At 62.9% G+C, this 17158-nt stretch carries 14 protein-coding genes and 1 pseudogene; 9 read left to right on the plus strand and 6 right to left on the minus strand.

All coding sequences use genetic code 11. From position 1 onward, the window contains the following. Positions 1 to 619, plus strand: a pseudogene (locus EYW47_RS39245) (sugar phosphate nucleotidyltransferase); the annotation flags it as partial. 97 nt (positions 620 to 716) lie between these two features. On the opposite strand, the gene EYW47_RS39250 reads toward EYW47_RS39245, so the two are convergent. Beyond that, positions 717 to 1064, minus strand: coding sequence for a MarR family transcriptional regulator (locus EYW47_RS39250; RefSeq protein ID WP_133200179.1), 348 nt, complete (start codon positions 1062 to 1064; stop codon positions 717 to 719). A gap of 93 nt (positions 1065 to 1157) precedes the next feature. Here EYW47_RS39250 and EYW47_RS39255 point away from each other — a divergent pair, with 93 nt between their 5' ends. Beyond that, on the plus strand, positions 1158 to 1775 hold the full coding sequence (locus EYW47_RS39255; RefSeq protein ID WP_133200196.1) for a hypothetical protein: 618 nt from the start codon (positions 1158 to 1160) through the stop codon (positions 1773 to 1775). Positions 1776 to 1849: 74 nt separating this feature from the next. On the opposite strand, the gene EYW47_RS39260 is transcribed toward EYW47_RS39255, so the two are convergent. The 3 genes from EYW47_RS39260 to EYW47_RS39270 all read right to left on the minus strand — a co-directional run bounded on the left by EYW47_RS39260 (position 1850) and on the right by EYW47_RS39270 (position 3913). Continuing rightward, positions 1850 to 2575: a flagellar brake protein gene (locus EYW47_RS39260; RefSeq protein WP_133200180.1), complete on the minus strand. Its 726-nt coding sequence runs from the start codon at positions 2573 to 2575 to the stop codon at positions 1850 to 1852. Positions 2576 to 2701: 126 nt separating this feature from the next. Next, positions 2702 to 3319, minus strand: coding sequence for a hypothetical protein (locus tag EYW47_RS39265; protein ID WP_133200181.1), 618 nt, complete (start codon positions 3317 to 3319; stop codon positions 2702 to 2704). Between the two features lie 177 nt (positions 3320 to 3496). Then, positions 3497 to 3913, minus strand: coding sequence for a hypothetical protein (locus EYW47_RS39270; RefSeq protein ID WP_133200182.1), 417 nt, complete (start codon positions 3911 to 3913; stop codon positions 3497 to 3499). Positions 3914 to 4103: 190 nt separating this feature from the next. On the opposite strand from EYW47_RS39270, the gene EYW47_RS39275 reads away from it, so the two are divergent. Beyond that, a complete protein-coding gene (locus EYW47_RS39275) occupies positions 4104 to 5621 on the plus strand; it encodes a sensor domain-containing diguanylate cyclase (RefSeq protein ID WP_133200183.1) in 1518 nt (505 codons plus the stop codon). A 201-nt stretch (positions 5622 to 5822) separates the two neighbouring features. Beyond that, positions 5823 to 7664 (plus strand): type VI secretion system baseplate subunit TssF, encoded by a 1842-nt coding sequence (gene tssF, locus EYW47_RS39280; protein WP_133200184.1) that lies wholly within the window; start codon positions 5823 to 5825, stop codon positions 7662 to 7664. A 63-nt stretch (positions 7665 to 7727) separates the two neighbouring features. Here tssF and EYW47_RS39285 read toward each other — a convergent pair whose 3' ends face one another. After that, positions 7728 to 9164, minus strand: a complete 1437-nt coding sequence (locus tag EYW47_RS39285; RefSeq protein ID WP_133200185.1) for a hypothetical protein — start codon at positions 9162 to 9164, stop codon at positions 7728 to 7730. A gap of 2 nt (positions 9165 to 9166) precedes the next feature. Next, on the minus strand, positions 9167 to 9439 hold the full coding sequence (locus EYW47_RS39290) for a PAAR domain-containing protein (RefSeq protein WP_133200186.1): 273 nt from the start codon (positions 9437 to 9439) through the stop codon (positions 9167 to 9169). Positions 9440 to 9797: 358 nt separating this feature from the next. On the opposite strand from EYW47_RS39290, the gene EYW47_RS39295 reads away from it, so the two are divergent. From EYW47_RS39295 to EYW47_RS39315, 5 genes are all read left to right on the plus strand, one after another. Then, complete coding sequence (locus tag EYW47_RS39295; protein ID WP_133200187.1) at positions 9798 to 12593, plus strand: type VI secretion system Vgr family protein; 2796 nt, start codon at positions 9798 to 9800, stop codon at positions 12591 to 12593. Further along, on the plus strand, positions 12593 to 13444 hold the full coding sequence (locus EYW47_RS39300; protein WP_133200197.1) for a DUF4123 domain-containing protein: 852 nt from the start codon (positions 12593 to 12595) through the stop codon (positions 13442 to 13444). The genes EYW47_RS39295 and EYW47_RS39300 overlap by 1 nt, the downstream gene beginning before the upstream one ends. Before the next feature lie 21 nt (positions 13445 to 13465). Further along, on the plus strand, positions 13466 to 14047 hold the full coding sequence (locus EYW47_RS39305) for a DUF3304 domain-containing protein (protein ID WP_133200188.1): 582 nt from the start codon (positions 13466 to 13468) through the stop codon (positions 14045 to 14047). Positions 14048 to 14116: 69 nt separating this feature from the next. Beyond that, positions 14117 to 14698 carry a DUF3304 domain-containing protein gene (locus EYW47_RS39310; protein ID WP_133200189.1) on the plus strand — a complete coding sequence of 194 codons (582 nt, stop codon included), beginning with the start codon at positions 14117 to 14119 and terminating at the stop codon, positions 14696 to 14698. Next, entirely contained in the window at positions 14695 to 17097 is a 2403-nt protein-coding gene (locus EYW47_RS39315; RefSeq protein WP_133200190.1) for a T6SS phospholipase effector Tle1-like catalytic domain-containing protein, read from the plus strand. The genes EYW47_RS39310 and EYW47_RS39315 overlap by 4 nt, the downstream gene beginning before the upstream one ends. The last annotated feature ends 61 nt before the right edge of the window (positions 17098 to 17158 follow it).

Raw genomic sequence — 17158 nt, forward strand, 5'->3', positions numbered from 1 at the left:
CGGCACCGGCCACGCGCTCGCGCAGGCGCTGCCGTTGCTCGATGCGAATCAGCCCACGCTCGTGCTCTACGGCGACGTGCCGCTCACGCGTGCCTCCACGCTCAGGCGCCTCACCGACGCCGCGGCCAACGCCGGGCAAAATGGACAAAGCGGACAAAAGACGGGCTACGGCATCCTCACCGTGACGCTCGACGATCCGACCGGGTACGGGCGCATCGTGCGCGGCGCGACCGGCCAGGTGCTGCGCATCGTCGAGCAGAAGGACGCGAGCGAGGACGAGCGCCTCATCGACGAGATCAACACCGGCATCGTCGTGACGCCCACCGCGCCGCTGGCGGGCTGGCTCGCCGCACTTGGCAAGGACAACGCACAAGGCGAGTACTACCTCACCGACGTCGTGGAAGCGGCGATTGCGGCGGGGCATCCGGTCGTCACCGCGCAGCCTGATGCTCAGTGGGAGACGCTCGGCGTGAACAGCAAGCAGCAGCTCGCCGAGCTCGAGTCCGTGTACCAGCACAACGCCGCCGATGCGCTGCTCGCCGCCGGCGTGACGCTCGCAGACCCCGCGCGCGGCGACCTGCGCGGCTCGATCAGCTGCGGGCGCGACGTGTTCATCGATAAGGACATCGATTCACTATTGGAACCCGCCGAGCCGTTTCCGCCAAATTGACAGCGCCGGGCGCGATGCGCGCACGCACAGCCGGGCGCCGCCGCATTCACGGGCCTTTCGCGGCTTTGGCGAACGCCTCGGCGAGTTTGTCGAAATGGCGCAAGGCCGCGGGCGTAAGCTCAATCTGCTTGCGGCGCGCGTCTTCGGTGTCGGTGAGTTGCAACCATCCCTTGTCGCGCATCGATGTGATGCGCGCGTGAAGCGTGGCGGGCGAGCCAAGCTGGCTTTGCGCCATCATGTCCCGGACCGATAGTCGGTCTTTGGTTTGCGCCGCGCGTGCCACGAATTCGAGAATTCGCTCTTCGAGCGGGTCCAGACCAGGCAGCGCCGGCAAACCTCGCAGCGCTTCGGCCAGTTGCAGAAATCGCAAATAGATATCAGCGGGACGTGTCATTGCTCGCGCGCTATTGAACAAAGGGCTCGCGTAGCGACACGCGGGCGCGTTATGATCCACTCGATCATAACCATGAGAGAGCAGTTTACCGGAATGTCCAGCTTACGGTTACATTTCTTGTCTATAACCGGCACTGTGATAGCGTTTGTGGTGTCGCTATGGATCAATCAGCTGGTTTTCGCGGATACGTCGTTTGTACGCGGCGTCAACTGGATATATCTTCCATCAGGCATCCGCCTGTTGAGCACACTGCTCGTTGGAGTCGACGGGTTCATTGGCTTGCTGGTCGGCGGTCTGCTGATGGACTTTCTTTATTGGTTTCCACATGACCCGGTGCGCGCCATTGCGGGAGCGATTTTTGGTTCGCTGGCGCCGTACCTGGTCTACAGGCTCGCACTGGAGCGCTACAACCTGCGCGCTTCGTTGACGAATCTCACCCCGAAGCGGCTTCTTATATTGGCCGTCGCTTATTCGATTGCAAATCCCTTGCTGCATCACATCTGGTTTGCACTACAAGGGGATACGCATAACTTTATCGAAAGCTTCGTCATGATGTTTGTGGGCGATCTCTCAGGGGCGCTGATCATGCTGTACATCATGAAGGGAATGTTGGCCTTATTGCCGAAACAGCCGGGCAGTTCGCACCTTACGAACGGAATGTTCAGCATCCGGTTGGCACTCAACAGCGCCTATGACAATCAAATCAGGTAACGAGGCACTTTGCTGTCGTGTCTGCCAAGGTGCAATGGGTTTCTGCCTGGCGCGAGAAGGGTGCGGGCCGCATGCTAACGCAAAAGTGCTCCACGTTTGATTTCCAGTTGAGCGATCATTTGCTGAAGCACTTTCTCTGTCTGTGCGGGCAAGGTTAAAAATCTGAAGCCAAGGATGAATAGTTTCCCGCCGCCAGGGTGCGGCCGAGGGGAGACAAGTTGCAGATCCAAACTAACGCTTCCATGATCTTTGAGGTGAAGGAGAACATTATTCAGCGTTAGACCCACTTCGAGGTTTGCAATATTTTCGTCCTGTGTCTTCAATGCCACTCCACCGAGCGACAGGTCATACACATCAAGGCGGAAGGGTTGACCATCAGGCAACTTGCCGCTGCAAAAATACGGGTCGACCGTGGGCGTTTCAACCCGAAAATATTCGCGCCGTTGCATGCGGAAAAGCACTTTCGGGAGCGCGACTTCGAAAGCAGGCGCATTATCGAGCGAGACTTCGCATGGCGTACCCGTCGTGAACTCGATTCTCACGCCGTCCGGTGATGCGCCAAAGCGCAGTTTGTGCGCTGCCAGCACGGCGCCGTTCATGGGGCGCAAGGCGCCATGGTCGAATATGAATGTTTTGGAATCGGTGTCGACATGAAGCAGGCGCGTGACGATCTGGCCGTAGCCGTAGTCAACCGTCAGGAAGTCCTGTCTCGTAGCGAGCTCACGTAGAAACGTGCCAATTTCGAGTGAATTGCGTAAGCCGAAATCGGTGCTGTCCGTCGGCTCCGCTTCGCCTGTCATGGCCAATTGTCCTAAAGGACTTTCTTCGAATAATCTGGCGCTGGGGGCAGAAAGGAGATGACGTAGTTTGCGCAGCACGATAGAAATTGATGACGGTTTTGGGCGTCCGGCGGTACGCCGTATCGGTCAGGCTTGTGGCGGTTCGCCGAAATTTCGATGTGCGTACTTGTGCGGTCCGGTCATGCAATCGCGAAGCGTCCCCAGACGATCATGAAAGTCCCGCCAGTCAACGGCGAGTAACGGGATCGTCGGATCGCCGCGTGAGGCGTACGAGAAGAACCGCATCCACCCGTCGAGGAACGCATTGCTGTTCGGGCGAAGCAAGCAGGGCGGCCTTGCAACATGGGGATAATTCAGGTTTGGAAACGACGGGAGTTGGGCTTGAAGCGATGTAGCAGGGCGCTCGTCTGTGACATCGCCACCAGAGTCTTGTCCGCCAAGATAACGCTGAACGACCTCGCTCACAGCATTCGTTGAAAGCTCGATAAATGACACATGTACGTCGTCCAGAATCCTGGACGCGATAGCCCGCTCCGCCAAATCGATTGTGACGCGTTTGAGCGCTACCGTCCTGGCGTAGTCAGGCAGCGCACGAAATGTTGCCTCACCGTGGCGCAACGCATCTTGATAGAACGGATAGCGCGCGAGCCACGGGTCGGCAGCACGACCAATCGGCTGACGCGCTGTATCTAACCCATGGCTCTGGGCAACGCGCTCCATTCCGGCGATTTCTCTCAGGTTCATTGTTATGAAAACTATAACGATATGCCGGTGAGTTGGCAAGGGCTGCCGCCTGATTTAGCGCCTATACCCAGGTTGTCGGTCACGTCTCTACGAACTTTAGGGACACACGTTTTCATCGGGCTTTCAGTTTCGTGTCGTTCTGCGTATCATGGCGCAACGCGTTACCGCAACAAAGCCTTAGCGGGTCGCAAGCATGGCGGGCAGCAACGACCCGTTAAGCCCGCTGGTGACATACTGCTCACCGTCTGCGCGGCCGGCATCCGCGCCTCGATGAAAGGCCGCTGAATCGCTTTCAGGATTCGCCCATTGCGCGCCGGCAATGCGCGGATAAATCAGGGCAATGGCGAGGCAGCCAGCGTCCATTGCCACCGCCTGATCGGCGATCGCCCATGCCGTGCAGATGGCCGCAGAAAATCCGTACAGGTAGCCGGCAAGCGTTGCCGTCATATCAGCGCTCAAGCTGTGGGGCTGATATTCACTGCGCATGATCGCGCTAAGGCCCAATGTGGCGACAATGGAGGCGATCTGATGGGCCGAAGCGCTGGAGTCCGATTGGGCCGCCGCCTTGTTCGCGCGAAACCATGAGCCGTTCATTGCCGTCCCCGATTGATTTTGGTGTCCGCGCAATGCATGCTGTCACGGCACGGGTTCAATATGGAGACTGTCCGGAAACAGTTCTGTTCGGTGGTGAACGTCTGAGCGCAGGTAAGCTCTCCAGCCCGGCAGGCCGCTCTGGCTGAGCGGTGTCGTCGGAACAGGAAACGGAGTCGGATGTGGCCTGAAGATGACAAGAACGCAAAAGATCCGGTCCGTTTTTTTCGCCAGTCGCATCTGGCGAATCGCCTCGACATCCTCGCTGATTGTCGGTTCCTGCGCGTTGATTGCAATTGTCATGGTTGGCCTGTGCGGTCTCGTCCTCTATCAGGGGCGGCTCGATGCACTGAGTCACACGCGCGATACCTTGCACGACATCTCCTTGATCGCTCAGCGCGATATCGAGCGCAATTTCGAGTTATACGAGTTGTCGCTACAGGCGGTTGTCGACGGACTGCAACAGCCCGAGGTGATGGCGTTGCCTCCGCATCTGCGCAGGCAGGTGCTGTTCGACCGGGCGGCCAGCGCCCGATACCTTGGCTCGATGCTGGTGCTCGACGCCGCGGGCAATATCGTCATGGACTCCGCGAGCGATACCCCACGAGCGGGCAACTTCGCCGACAGGCCTTACTTTGTCGTCCAGCGCGACCATCCGGATGTGGGTCTCTATATCAGCGACCCGTACCAGTCGCGTCTGCGTGGCGGCGAGCCCAGCATTGCCCTGACACGACGGCTCTCCCATCCAGACGGCTCGTTCGCCGGGATTGTGCTGCTGTCCGTCAATCTCGAGTACTTCCATAAGCTGTTCGCCGGACTGTCGCTTGGCCCACACGGCTCGATGTCACTGATTGGCCGCAACGGGATCATGATCATGCGACAACCCTACGATCTCAAGATTGTCGGGCGCAGCATCAGGGGAGCCAGTACCTACCGGCACTTCCTGGCCGCGCCGGAGGGCAGCTTCAGCGAGACTGCGTCCATTGACGGCACGCGCCGGCTTTACTGGTTCTCGAATTTCCCGCGCTATCCGCTCATCATCATGGTGGCGGCAGCCGACCAGGACATTTACGCGGCGTGGCGCCGGCGCACGCTGTTCATTGGTTCGTTGATGCTCGCGTTCGGCTCTGCCTTTGTCGCCCTGTCGATGCTATTGGGCGTCCAGTTGCGGCGCCGCATGCGGGCGGAATCGGAACTGCAACTCCTCGCGCGGACCGATGGATTGACCGGCCTGAACAACCGGCGCAGCCTCGGCGAAATACTCGAACAGGAATGGCGCCGCGCGCGGCGCAATCGTAGTGTGATGTCGCTGCTATTTCTCGATATCGACCGGTTCAAGGCCTACAACGACGCGTATGGTCATCAGGCTGGCGACGATGCTCTCGCGGTGGTGGCGCGCTGCATCAGCGCAAGCATTCGCCGTCCGGCCGATACGGCGGCCCGCTACGGCGGGGAGGAGTTCGTGGTCGTGCTTCCCGAGACACCCGCGTCGGGTGCTACGGAAATTGCGGAACGGATCCGCAGCGCGATCGCCGGGTGCGGGATCGAGCATGCGGGTAGCGAATACGGACGGGTGACGGCGAGTATCGGCGTGGTCAGCCGGGTGCCTGAGACCGATGACGACCTGAGTGCCGCGATCAAGGCCGCCGACGAGGCACTGTATCAGGCGAAAACCAGCGGCCGCAACAGGGTGTCCCAGTACGAGCCGTGACAGTGTCATCGCGATACTTGCGGGGCAGGGCGCCATCGCGACACAAGGACGAATGCACCGGTTCGTCGACGCACGTGCCTCCACTTATCTTGTCGTTCGACGTCGACCGTTGCGGCATGGACGATTCCGATAGGTTCCCGTAAGATAGTCCGCCGCCAGGCCCACTATGCGGCGTTCGCGTCAACTTCAATAAAGTCGTCTATGGATGATTTGCTGCGCCACTACGAACGGGAGCTGACGCTGCTTCGACAGAGCGCGCGGGCGTTCGCCGAGCGCTATCCCAAGGTTGCGAGCCGCTTGCCGCTGACCAACGGGGCCGACGGCGGCAGTGACGATCCGTCCGTCGAGCGCCTGTTCCAGTCGTTCGCATTGATCGCCGCGCGGGCGTCGCAAAACATCGAGAACGACTACCCCGAGTTCACCACCGGACTCGTCGAGGCGCTATATCCGCACTATCTGCGGCCGTTTCCGTCGTGTTCGATTGCGTGTTTCGAAGTGGACAGTAGCCGGGCGGCGCAAATGTCCACGTCGGTCGTGATTGCGCGTGGAACTCAGCTCTATAGTCCGCCGGTACGCGGGGTAAAGGTATTTTTCCGCACCGCCTTCGACGTCACGTTGTCGCCGCTCCAGGTGAGCGGCGCCCGCTTTCAGGGGATCGCGCAGGCGCCGCAGTCGTTGCGTTTGCCGCCCAACGCCGGCGCGCAGATTTCGATCTCGTTCGCCATTCAGTCGGCGCACGCGTGTGTTGCCGATCTGAAGCTCGATTCGATCCGCCTGTACGCGCAGGGCGAGCCGCTCTTCAGCGCGGCGCTGCGTGACGCATTGTCGATTCACGCACTGTGCGCGTATGTCGAACCGGCGCACACCGGCCGCTGGATCGCACTCGATCGCGTGCCGTTCTCGGCGCTCGGGATGGCGCGCGACGAAAGCCTGATGCCCTGGCCGGAGACCGTCGACACTGCGTATGCGCTGTTGACGGAATTCTTCGCTTTCCCGGAAAAATTCGGCTTCTTCGATTGCGATCTGCGCCAGGCCGGCCGTTTGGGCGGCCGCGCGTTCACGCTGCATCTGCTATTGAAAGACATTCCAGCCGACTCGGAGGCCGCCCGCCTGCTCGAATCGCTCGGCCCGCAGCACCTCGTGCCCGGCTGCACGCCTGTCGTCAATCTGTTCGAAGCACGGGGCAAGCTGGGCAAGCGGCTCAGCGCGTCGTCTGTCGCCGACGCTTATCCGCTCCTCGTGGACGAGCAAAACGCGCATGCCTACGAGGTGTATTCGGTCGATTCGGTATCGCAAGTGAGCGAGACGCCGCAAGGCGAAAAGGTGACCGAGTATCCCGCGCTTCACTCGCTGCTTCACGACCCGCGCGCCACGCTGTATTGGCGCACGCATCGCGACGCGCTGATGGCGCGCAGCCAGCCGGGCCATGAGCTTGCGCTCGGATTCGTCGATGAGCGGATCGAGCCCGTGTCGCCGCCAAACGGATTGGGCTTCAAGCTCACTTGCACGAATCGCGATTTGCCGGAGCAACTCGCTCACGGTGCGGCGGCCGGCGATCTATTGATCGAGGGCGGCACGCTGGCCCGGCGCATCGCGCTGTTGCAGCGGCCAACGCGGCCGCTGTACTTCCGGCACGATCGTGGCGCGCTGTGGCGGCTGATTTCGCAGTTATCGCTCAACCCCCATCTGTTGAACGCGGGGCCCGAGCCCATGCGCGATTTGTTGCGGCTGCACGATATGACCGGCTCGCCGGTCTCGGCCCGGCAGGTCGAAGGCGTCGTCGACGTGGCCGAGCGGGCCGTGATGGCATGGGTCGCCGCCAAACCCATCGCCCGTGTCGTGCGCGGCCTCGAAATACGTGTCACGGTCAACGAGAGCCATTTCGCCGAGACGGGGCTGAACGTTTTCGCGCAACTGCTCGACGCGCTGTTGAGCGTGCATGTCGCGAGCAACGGCTTTACCGAGCTGGTTTTGCTGTCGAGCAGCGACGGCACGGAACTGTTGCGCTGCCCGCGCCGCTCAGGGCGCGGCCATCTCATCTGATCGGGCCAACCTGGCCGGGCCGTCCTGGCCGGGCCGTCCTGTCGCACGAGGCTCGCGCGGCGCTCACGCGGTGAGCGCAACGGCCTGAGGCGGCGGCGGGCTCACGAGCATCACGCCGCGCGCGCTCGCATCGGCGTTCGAGAGCGCGAAAGTCGGCTGCTGCTCGCCAAGGCTGTGCGCGCCGGCCACTGCAACCGCGCTCAATGCCAGCACCGCATGGCTCTCTCCGTTGGCGAAGCCCAGGTGCAGGCAGCGCCCGTCCGTTTCCGTCTCCGGCCATCGCGCTTCCACCACGCTCGTGACTTCCGCGCGCCGGCTATTACGTTGATCGGCGTCGCTGACGAGTGCGCACGATGCGATCTCCAGTCCGGGCAGCGCGGCTTGCTCGCGTGCCGCGTCGAGCAATTGCGCGAGGGTCTCGCCGCGCTGCTGCGCCGGCTGCTCGATCGGGCCGGCGAGCTGTGCCGTGACGAGGCGGTGAAGGTGCGCGGCCGGAACCATGGTCGCCGCGGCCGGATGCGCGAGCAGCAATGCGCAGGCGCCTTCGCCGAGGACGTGGCCATCAGGATGCTTTTGCTCGTAGAGCTGGCCGAGATTGTCGAGTGTGTCCACGGTCTGCTGGCCGAGCGACGAGTCCAGCGCCACCAGAACGTGCCGTGTGGCAAGGGGCTGCTGTTGGAGCGCGACCGTCAAGTCGTCCAGTGCCGTTAGCGCCTGCACGGGATCGGCTACGCACATCAGGCGCACGCGCTCCATGCGAGGCATCCAGCGTTCGCGTGCGAGGTGCGCATCGAGCCACGCCGCGAGCGTTGGCGCGAGCGCTTGCCAGCGCTGCGGAAGCAGCAGATGCAGCTTGAGCGATGCCGCTTCCCGTGCCGCGCTGGCTGGCGCGTTCTCGCCGACGCCGCCGAGTTCGACGGCCTGGCGCTCCATCAACTCGTCGAGCGTTTCGGCGGCGAGCAGCAGTGCGCGCCGGTGTTCGTCGTGCAGCGCGTGCGCGGTGCCGTCGGGCAGCAGGCTTTCGTCGAACTGGTCGAGCTCGAGCGAAGCGATGCCGCTGGCAAAAATCTTCACGCCGTCCTGACGCATCAGTTCGGGGTGCAGACCAATCACGCTCGCCTCGCGCGCGGCGTTGCCGACTTCTTCGGGCGTGATGCCGGCTGGCAAGCGCAGACTGCTGTCGAGCAGCGCCATCGTCCACTGCCGCGCGGCCGCTTCGCTGGCGGCCGGCGTGGATGGCTCGTCGGCCGCCCGGGTGGCAGCGGCCGGCCGCGGTCTCGCCGGGCCGAGCGCCCTGCGCGCAAGCACGACGCCCGTGGCGAGCAGGGCGGGCAAGGCGAGGCCATACAGCAGCAGATCGAGCGCGCTTGGCACGTGCCAGGTCGTCTTCCAGTACAGGAGCGCGACGACCCACACCGCGACGAAGACGGCGGCGATCGACAGGACGGTGCGCAGCGTCGAACGCTGGCTCAGGCTTGCCCCGGTGGCTGCGCGTGCCATGCTCATGCGCCGCCGGTGCCCGCGCCGGTGCCCGTCTGGCTGGCGATCAGCGTCGCGCCGCAAGCGGTTTTGTAACCGTCGCGCGCCACGGCTTCGTTTTCGACGATGGCCGTATCGTCGCCTTCGGTAATGTGATTGGGGCCGTGAATCGGGCAGCTCACCTTGTCGTTGCGGCGCGCGATATGTTTGCCGGCGATTTTGGCGTTCACGGCCGCACTCGTGACGGTGCCGCCGTGACTGTGTTTGTCGCCGAGGACAATGAATGGACGTGCCATGCGCTGGTTTCCCCTTTTTGTTCTATCCGTTCAAATGACGAATATTGGACGGGCCGGATTGACTGAAACGGATCGCCCTGATTTTACTGGTTAATGCCAGCCGCAGGTGATATTCAAATCGCATCAAGGTCTTCCGGTTTTAACAATTCAGCCGCTGTGGCCAGGGTTTTCTTATAGCGTAAATATCGCAGCCTCATTTAAAATATCGCACCGAAAACGGGGGCGTAGTGCATTCCCAAGTCCGTATTTATTCACGCGCGCGGCCAGGGGCGGTCATATTGACCGATTATAGGATCCTGTTTTCTCGATGCGGCAATATGTACTTAAAAAGCGGTCGTAACCGGAGAGCGGGGCCTTCATGAGCGTTAATGCACAATACACGTCCTTGTTTGGCGCATTTAATCGCCGGTATTCGCTCGAGGGGGCCGGGCCGCTTTCGGCCATGCAGATAGAGCGCTGGTCCGGCCATGAAGGACTTTGCGATAACTATCGGTGGGATATATATGCATTGGCAACCAGTCCGGCACTGGACCTGGAAGCCATGCTCGGTCAGCGTGCCACGATCCGCACCGCATTGGGCGACGGTACGTCCGCCACACGCAGCGGTCTCGTGGCCGAAGCCGAATGCGTCGGCTATGACGCCGGCCTGGCCCGCTACCATCTGCAACTGGTGCCCTGGCTCGCGGCGCTGACGCATGGCCGCGACGAGCGCACCTTCGTCAACCGGTCGGTGGCCGAGATACTGGAACAGGTCTTCGCCGATTACGGCGCGATCGCGCGCTGGCGCTTCACGACCGACGCGAACCAGCGCATCGAGGCATTGGGCGCGAGCGAATACGTCGTCCAGTACCGCAGCCATAGCCACTACGATTTCGTGCGCCATCTGCTTGCTGCGGCGGGCCTCGGCTTTTGCTTCGTCGAAGAAGCGGATGCGCCGTCCGGTCATACCTTGCTGATCTTCGACGACAGCACCCAGCTTCCCGAAGACGATACGTCCGCGCGACTCGGCGGCGTGCCGCAACGCCGGAGCGACATGACAACGGCTGCGGACGACATGATCCTCGGCATGGGGCAGTCGCTGTCGCTCACGGCCGACCGTCTCACGCTGATCAGCAGCGACTATCGCAGCAACCAGTCGACCACGGCGGCGGCCAGCATCGGCCGTCCCGGCGGCAGCCGCGAACTGTACGACGACGTCGGGCCGCAAGCGTTCACGAGCCTGCGCGAGGCGGAAAACACCGCTCGCCGGCAGGCCGAGGCCATCGTTTCGGCGGCGCGTTTCTGGACCGGCTACAGCACGTTGCGCACCGCCACGTCGGGCCGGGCGCTACGGCCAACCCATGCGCTGTGGGCACAGGTGGGCGGCGGCACGCAGGTGCCCGACGCGTTCTTGCTGAGCGCGGTGCAGCATGTCGGTGTCAATGACCTGCCGCAGACGGTCATGGCGGCGGTCGAGCAAACTCTCGGCGGGCTGCCGGGCGCGGATCTCGATCCACGCGTGCTCAAGCAGGCCCAGAGCGGCGGCTATGCGAACCGCTTCGAGGCGGTGCCGCGTTCGCAAGCCTGGCGCCCCACGCTGGAGGACGGCACGGGAGCGCGCCTGAACCCGGTGGCGACGGCGCTCGGCGCGCAGACCGCGATCGTGGTCGGTCCGCAGGGCGAGTCCTCGCCGGGCGCGGCCGGCCCGGTCCATATGGATGGCCAGGGCCGCTTGCGCGTGCGCTTTCACTGGCAAGCCGAGAACGACAACGGCACCTGGCCGACCCGCACGATGCAGCGGCTCGCCAGCGACGGGCACGGCCTGCAACAGATGCAGCGGATCGGCCAGGAAGTGCTCGTGCAGTTCGATCACGGTCTGATCGATCGGCCCATCATCCTCGGCGGACTCTTCAACGGTCGTGGCGAGGGCGGCGAAGCGCCCACGCCAGGCGGCGAGCCGGGCAAGCCGCTTGACGAATCGATCTACCGCCAGGCGACGGACCAGATGGCGAGCGCCCAGGGCAATCTGGCCGGCGGCAATGCACCGGCCTGGCACGGCGCGGGCGGCGGCGCGAACCGTCACAACCACGCCGGCGCGCTATCGGGTTTCAAGAGCCAGGGCTTCGACGGGGAAAGCAGCAACCAGCTTGTGGCGGACGACAGTGACGGCATGGGCCGTCTGCAGATGAGCACGACGCACGCGGCCACGCAGCTCAACCTTGGCCATTTGCGTTATCAGGCCGACAACTACCTCGGCAGTTTTCGCGGACAGGGCGTCGAGCTGCGCTCGGACGCCTATGGCGCCGTGCGCGGCGAACGCGGCGTGCTGATCAGCAGCTACGCGTCGGGCGCCAGCCAGCCCGCGGGCAATGTCCCCGCGATGCGTTCGTTGCTCGCGCAGCACATCGCACTGGCGCGCCAGCTCGACAAGAGCGCCGAGACGCACCTGACGCTGCCGCTCGCCTCGCAGCGCGGCGTGACGAGCGCGGGGCAGTCCATGATCAACCGCCAGGCCGCGCCGCTCGAGGCGCTGGCGCAGAGTTTCGGCACCACGGTCAGTGCCGACGGTTTCCAGCAAGGCCTCGCCGATGCGCCGAAACGGGCGACGGACAAGCCGCTGCCTCACACGGGCGACGCGGTGCTGGGCATCGAGGCGCGCGGCGGCCAGGGCCTCCTCGCGGGCCAGGCGCTGCAGTGGACGGCCGGCGAAACCTTGAGCGTCGGCAGCGGGCGCGATCTCAACCTCGCCGTCAACCAGGCGCTGCGCGTGCACAGCGGCCAGGGCATCGGCTGGCTGGCCGGCGGCAATGCATCGAATGGCGGAGGGCTGACTGTGATCGCCGGCAAAGACAACCTCGAGCTGCAAGCCCAGCACGATGCGCTGGCGCTGCGCGCACGGGACGAACTGAGAGTGGCGTCCATCGGCGCGAACGTCGAGCTGGCCGCGCAGAAGACCGTGCATCTCGCGGTGAGCGGCGGCGCGCATCTGACCATCGAGGGCGGCAACGTCACCTTCGGCTGTCCCGGCGCGTTCGTGGTTCACGCGGCGGCGCACTCGTTCGACGGGCCGGATCAGCTGGACACGCAGATGCCGTATTTCCCCGAGAAGGTGTGCGTGGAGTGTCTGTTGCACGCGATGCAATCGGGCAGCGCGCTGGCCGCGAAGGCAGCGTGATGACGATGAACGCCGCCGACTGGATCGACACCTATCCGGCCGATGCCTTGCCGCAACTGCGGCAGGTGCTCGATCGGTCCGCCTATGCCGTTCGCTATTGGTACGCACTGCTCGACATGGGTTTCTTGCCGGCGCTGCGCGGGCATCTGGCGGACCTGTATCCGCAGGGTCGTGTTATCGCGCTTTATGAAGGGGTGTACGACGGCGAAGACTTGCTGGCGATCTCGCCATGCCTCGTGGCGCTGCCCGTCGACGCGCAACAGCGTGCGGCGGTGTGCGCCGGTTTGCTGCGGCACACCGATGGGCGCCCGATGCTGAGCGTGTTGCACACCGCGTACGAGATGGACGCATTGGCCGCGCATTTGCGGCGCCAGTTCGAAGCGCGCGCAACCGACGACGAGGCGTTCCTCGTGCGCTATGCCGACACGCGCTGCTTGCCGCTATGGGCCGGCGTGCTGAGCGAGCAGCAGCGAGCGCGGTTTTTTGCCGGGCTCGATAGCTGGTGGTATTTCGATCGCGAGGCGGCGCTGACGCCGCTGCGGATCGATGCGCGGGCGGCGATGACCGAAGCAGACGCACAAGCCGATGACCCGTATCTGATCGATCCGCAACAGATGGCCGTGCTCAGGCGGGCCGCAAAAATCGACACGTTGATTTTTCATATCCGGCAACGCCCGGAGAGTTTCGGCGTGTTGATGGCGACGCCGTCGCAGGTTCATGCCACCGTTAGCGCAGTGTGGACAAACGACCCGGATTTGCCCGGCGCCGCGGCGCGGGCGGCGCTCGACGCGCTCGCGAACGCCGGCATGCTAGTGCCGCTCGAGACGCACGGCACACTTCCCGTGGCCTGAATGTTGATAAAGGGGCGAGAGATGAGTCGTGGTTTCGAATCGGTGAAAAGTGCCTGGCGTCTGGCCGTTTTCCTTGCCTTGCTGCTGGGTGTCGTGGCGTGCTCGCGGGGCACGGCTTCCTCTGCGGATCAGGAGGCAAAGCAAGAAGCGGATGATTCGTTGAGCCTGAAACTGAATGCATTGAACTACACGGATGTGCCCGTCGGTATTTTCTATGTCAATGGGACATGGGGTGGGACGGCGCCAGGCCGGATTGGAAGCGGCGGGGGCAGCATTATTTGCTGTGTTGATTTGCCGAAAAAATGGCATCCCGGTTTGAGCGTCGACCTGACGTGGCAGGACGACAACCTCTATAAGAAGGACCCCAAGGCGATGGCGTTTCGGGTCGTACCTGTCGAGAAGTACGACTACTTCTCGGACGGGTTCTTATGGGTGCTGTTTTTTCCAGACGACAAAATCAAGGTCTATGCCTCGCAATGGATGCCAGGTTTTCCCGGCTTTCCGGAAGGGTTGCAGGCACCGGACGAAGCATGTCCCGACAATTTCAAGTTGCTCAATAGCGATGCGCGTTGCCTGAAGCCTGACCCGAGGATCAAGCTATGAATTTCCGTTTTGTCGAGGCAGAGCGGTCCGATATTCCCGTCGCCAGAGTTCTGATCAAAGGATCGAGTTATGAGTCGTAGTTTCATATCAGTGAAAAGCGCCTGGCGTCTGGTCGTTTTCCTTGCCTTGCTGCTGGGTGTCGTGGCGTGCTCGCGGGGCACGGCTTCCTCTACCGATCAAGAGGAAAAGCAGGCGGCAGATGATACGTTGGGTTTGAAACTGAATGCATTGAATTACACGGATGTGCCCATCGGTACTTTCTATGTCAACGGGACGTGGGGCGGCGCCGTTCCAGGCCGGCTTGGAAGCGGCGGGGGCAGCATTCTTTGTTGTGTTTCATTGCCGAGCAAATGGCATCCCGGTTTGACTGTCGACCTTGAATGGCGAGACGACAACCTCTATGAAAAGGACCCCAAGGGGATGGCGTTCCGAGTCGTACCAGTCGAGAAATACGACAACCTCTTGGACGGGTACTTATGGATGCTGTTTTTTCCGGACGGCAAAATCAAGGCTTATGCGTCGGAGTGGATGCCAGGTTTTCCCGGCTTTCCGGAGGGGTTGCAGGCGCCGGATGAAGCATGTCCCGACAACTTCAAGGTGCTCAATAGTGATGCGCGTTGTCTGAAGCCCGACCCGAGGATAAAGCCATGAGTTTTCGTTTTGCCGAAGCAGAGCGGCCGGATGTTGGCGTGGTGACGTCGGCGGAACAGGACGCGATTCTGCACAGACTTACCGGGGACGATGGACTGAGCTGTTGCAAGACACTGCATATCGGTCTTTTCTTCGACGGTACGCGCAACAACGCCGAACGAGACACGAATTCTGGGAAGCAAAGCAACGTAGCCAGACTGCGAGACGTTTTTCCCGTGGACAGGTATCACCGTGTCATTTATGTCGCCGGCGTTGGCACACCTTTCGTAGATGAGATCGGCGACTACGGCGCGGGCTTGCAGGCGGCAGCAGGGGCGGCGGCGGGTTGGGCAGGGGAAGGCCGCATCAACTGGGCGCTGCTGCAGATTCACAATGTACTGCATGAGTATGTCTACGGTAACGCGCTCAGCATCGCGGCCGGGAAGAAAGACAAGGACATCGTGAAATCCATGAGCGCCGACATGAATTTCAAAGGTATCGACCTCGGCGGCACGCCTCCTCAACCCGGCAGTCTCGGCGACATCAACGCGCGCTCCAACGCGGGTGTGGGCGCGCTCAAAATGATGGCCGCCGAAAAAATCGGCGTCGAACTCGAATGGAGCGTGGACTCCATCTGGGCGCAGTTGAACGGCGAGCTCAGCAAGAGGTGGGTTGCCGCGATGCACGCCTACGACGCCAAACGCCGTCAGATACTGCGCGAACGCCGCGTTGACCTGAAGCAGCGCATCGGCGATCAGCTAACGCGGGGCAAGCCGAAATTGCAGCGCATCCGTTTGTCCGTATTCGGTTTTTCACGCGGCTCGGCCGAGGCGCGAACCTTCAGCAACTGGCTCATCGATGCATTGGACGAAGACTTCAGCCTGTGCGGCGTGCCGGTGTCGTTCGACTTTCTCGGCATCTTCGATACGGTGGCCTCCGTCGGTATCGCGCAGAGTACCGCCGCCACGATGTTCGACGGTCACGGCGGCTGGGGCCGCAAGGAACTGATGGCGGTGCCCGGCTACGTGCGCCGTTGCGTGCACATGGTGGCGGCACATGAACCGCGTGGCTCGTTTCCACTCGACCTGATCGACCAGCAGGCGGCCGGGCGCGAGGAAGTCGTTTATCCGGGCGTGCACTCGGATGTGGGCGGCGGCTACGGCGCCGGTGAGCAAGGCAAAGGCAAGGACGATGCCGACAAGCTCTCGCAGATTCCGCTGCTCGACATGTACCGCGAAGCACGCAAGTCCGGTGTGCCGCTTGATATCAAAGGTCGCCAGGTGACGAAACAGGCCGCCGACGCCTTCAAGGTCTCACCAGGCTTGAAGCAGGCGTTTGCCGCGTACGTGAAGGCCAGCGCGAACACTTACTACGCCGCGGAAAACGGCACACCGGGCCTGATGCGCGCGCACTACGGGCTGTATCTGCGCTGGCGCCGCATGCGGCTCGACAACCTGAAAAATCAGCCCTGGTACAAAGCGGCTCTGGCCAGCTATCCGCAGGACGCTGCGGATCTCGACAGCGCCAACGCCGAGCTGAAAGCGGAATGGCTCGATCTGCTCGACATCGAGAAGAAGGGTGAAGGTCCGCCGACCCTCAGACGCTATGCGACGCGCTATGCGCAGACCTGGGTTCGCGATAATCCGAAGCAAGCGGTGAAGTTCGCGCCGGCGCTGGTGCCAGCGGCCTACATCATGAGTGGGCCTGTGGGCACGTTGGTTGTGTACATCGGCAGTAAGGCGGATGGCTTCGCGAACGAGCAGCTGGCGGACAAATGGCAGGAGTGGCGCGAAGTCCAGTCCGAATGGAACCAGGGGCCGCCCGCAGCGCCGATCAGCGCGCTCTACGACGACTACATGCACGACTCGCGCGCCTGGTTCAAGCCGTTCGGCGCCGACGACGACGCCTGGAACTACGGTCAGATCCAGGATTTGAAGGACAAGCAGGCCGCGTACAAGCGCGCTCACGACGCGTGGCAGGCCATCTCGGGCGGCGCGTCGCCCGGCGCCGCGCAGGTCCTGCAAGCGGCCGGTGCGGGAACGGTGGGCGCGGGCCCGGCCGGTTTCATCTCACCGGCGTCCGAGCCCCAGTCGCCGCTCACGGCTGCCCAGACCGATCTGCTCAAACGCTACGACACAGCGATGCAGGCGGCACAAAAGGCGCGGGCAGTGAAAGAACCGTTGGCGCCGAGCGACAGCACGGTGCTCACCGACCCCGCCGTCACCAAAGGACTGGCGCTGCAAAACAGCGGCCGCGAGTTTTATTTCCAATGGGGCTTTCTGCGCTGGCGCACGGTGTACGTCAATGGCGAACGCTGGTATCCGCCCTACGTGCCGACCCCGCAGGAAGAGTACGAGGCCGCTCGCCAGACGGCGCAGTTTAACCTCGACAAGAATGGCATTGGGGCGATCTTCCAATGAACCACGCACTGCTCGCCAATCCGGCAGCGCCGGGCGCGCCATGCGTTCGAGCGCACGGCGC

The sequence above is a fragment of the Paraburkholderia silviterrae genome (assembly GCF_004353915.1).
In the GTDB taxonomy this organism is placed as follows: domain Bacteria; phylum Pseudomonadota; class Gammaproteobacteria; order Burkholderiales; family Burkholderiaceae; genus Paraburkholderia; species Paraburkholderia silviterrae.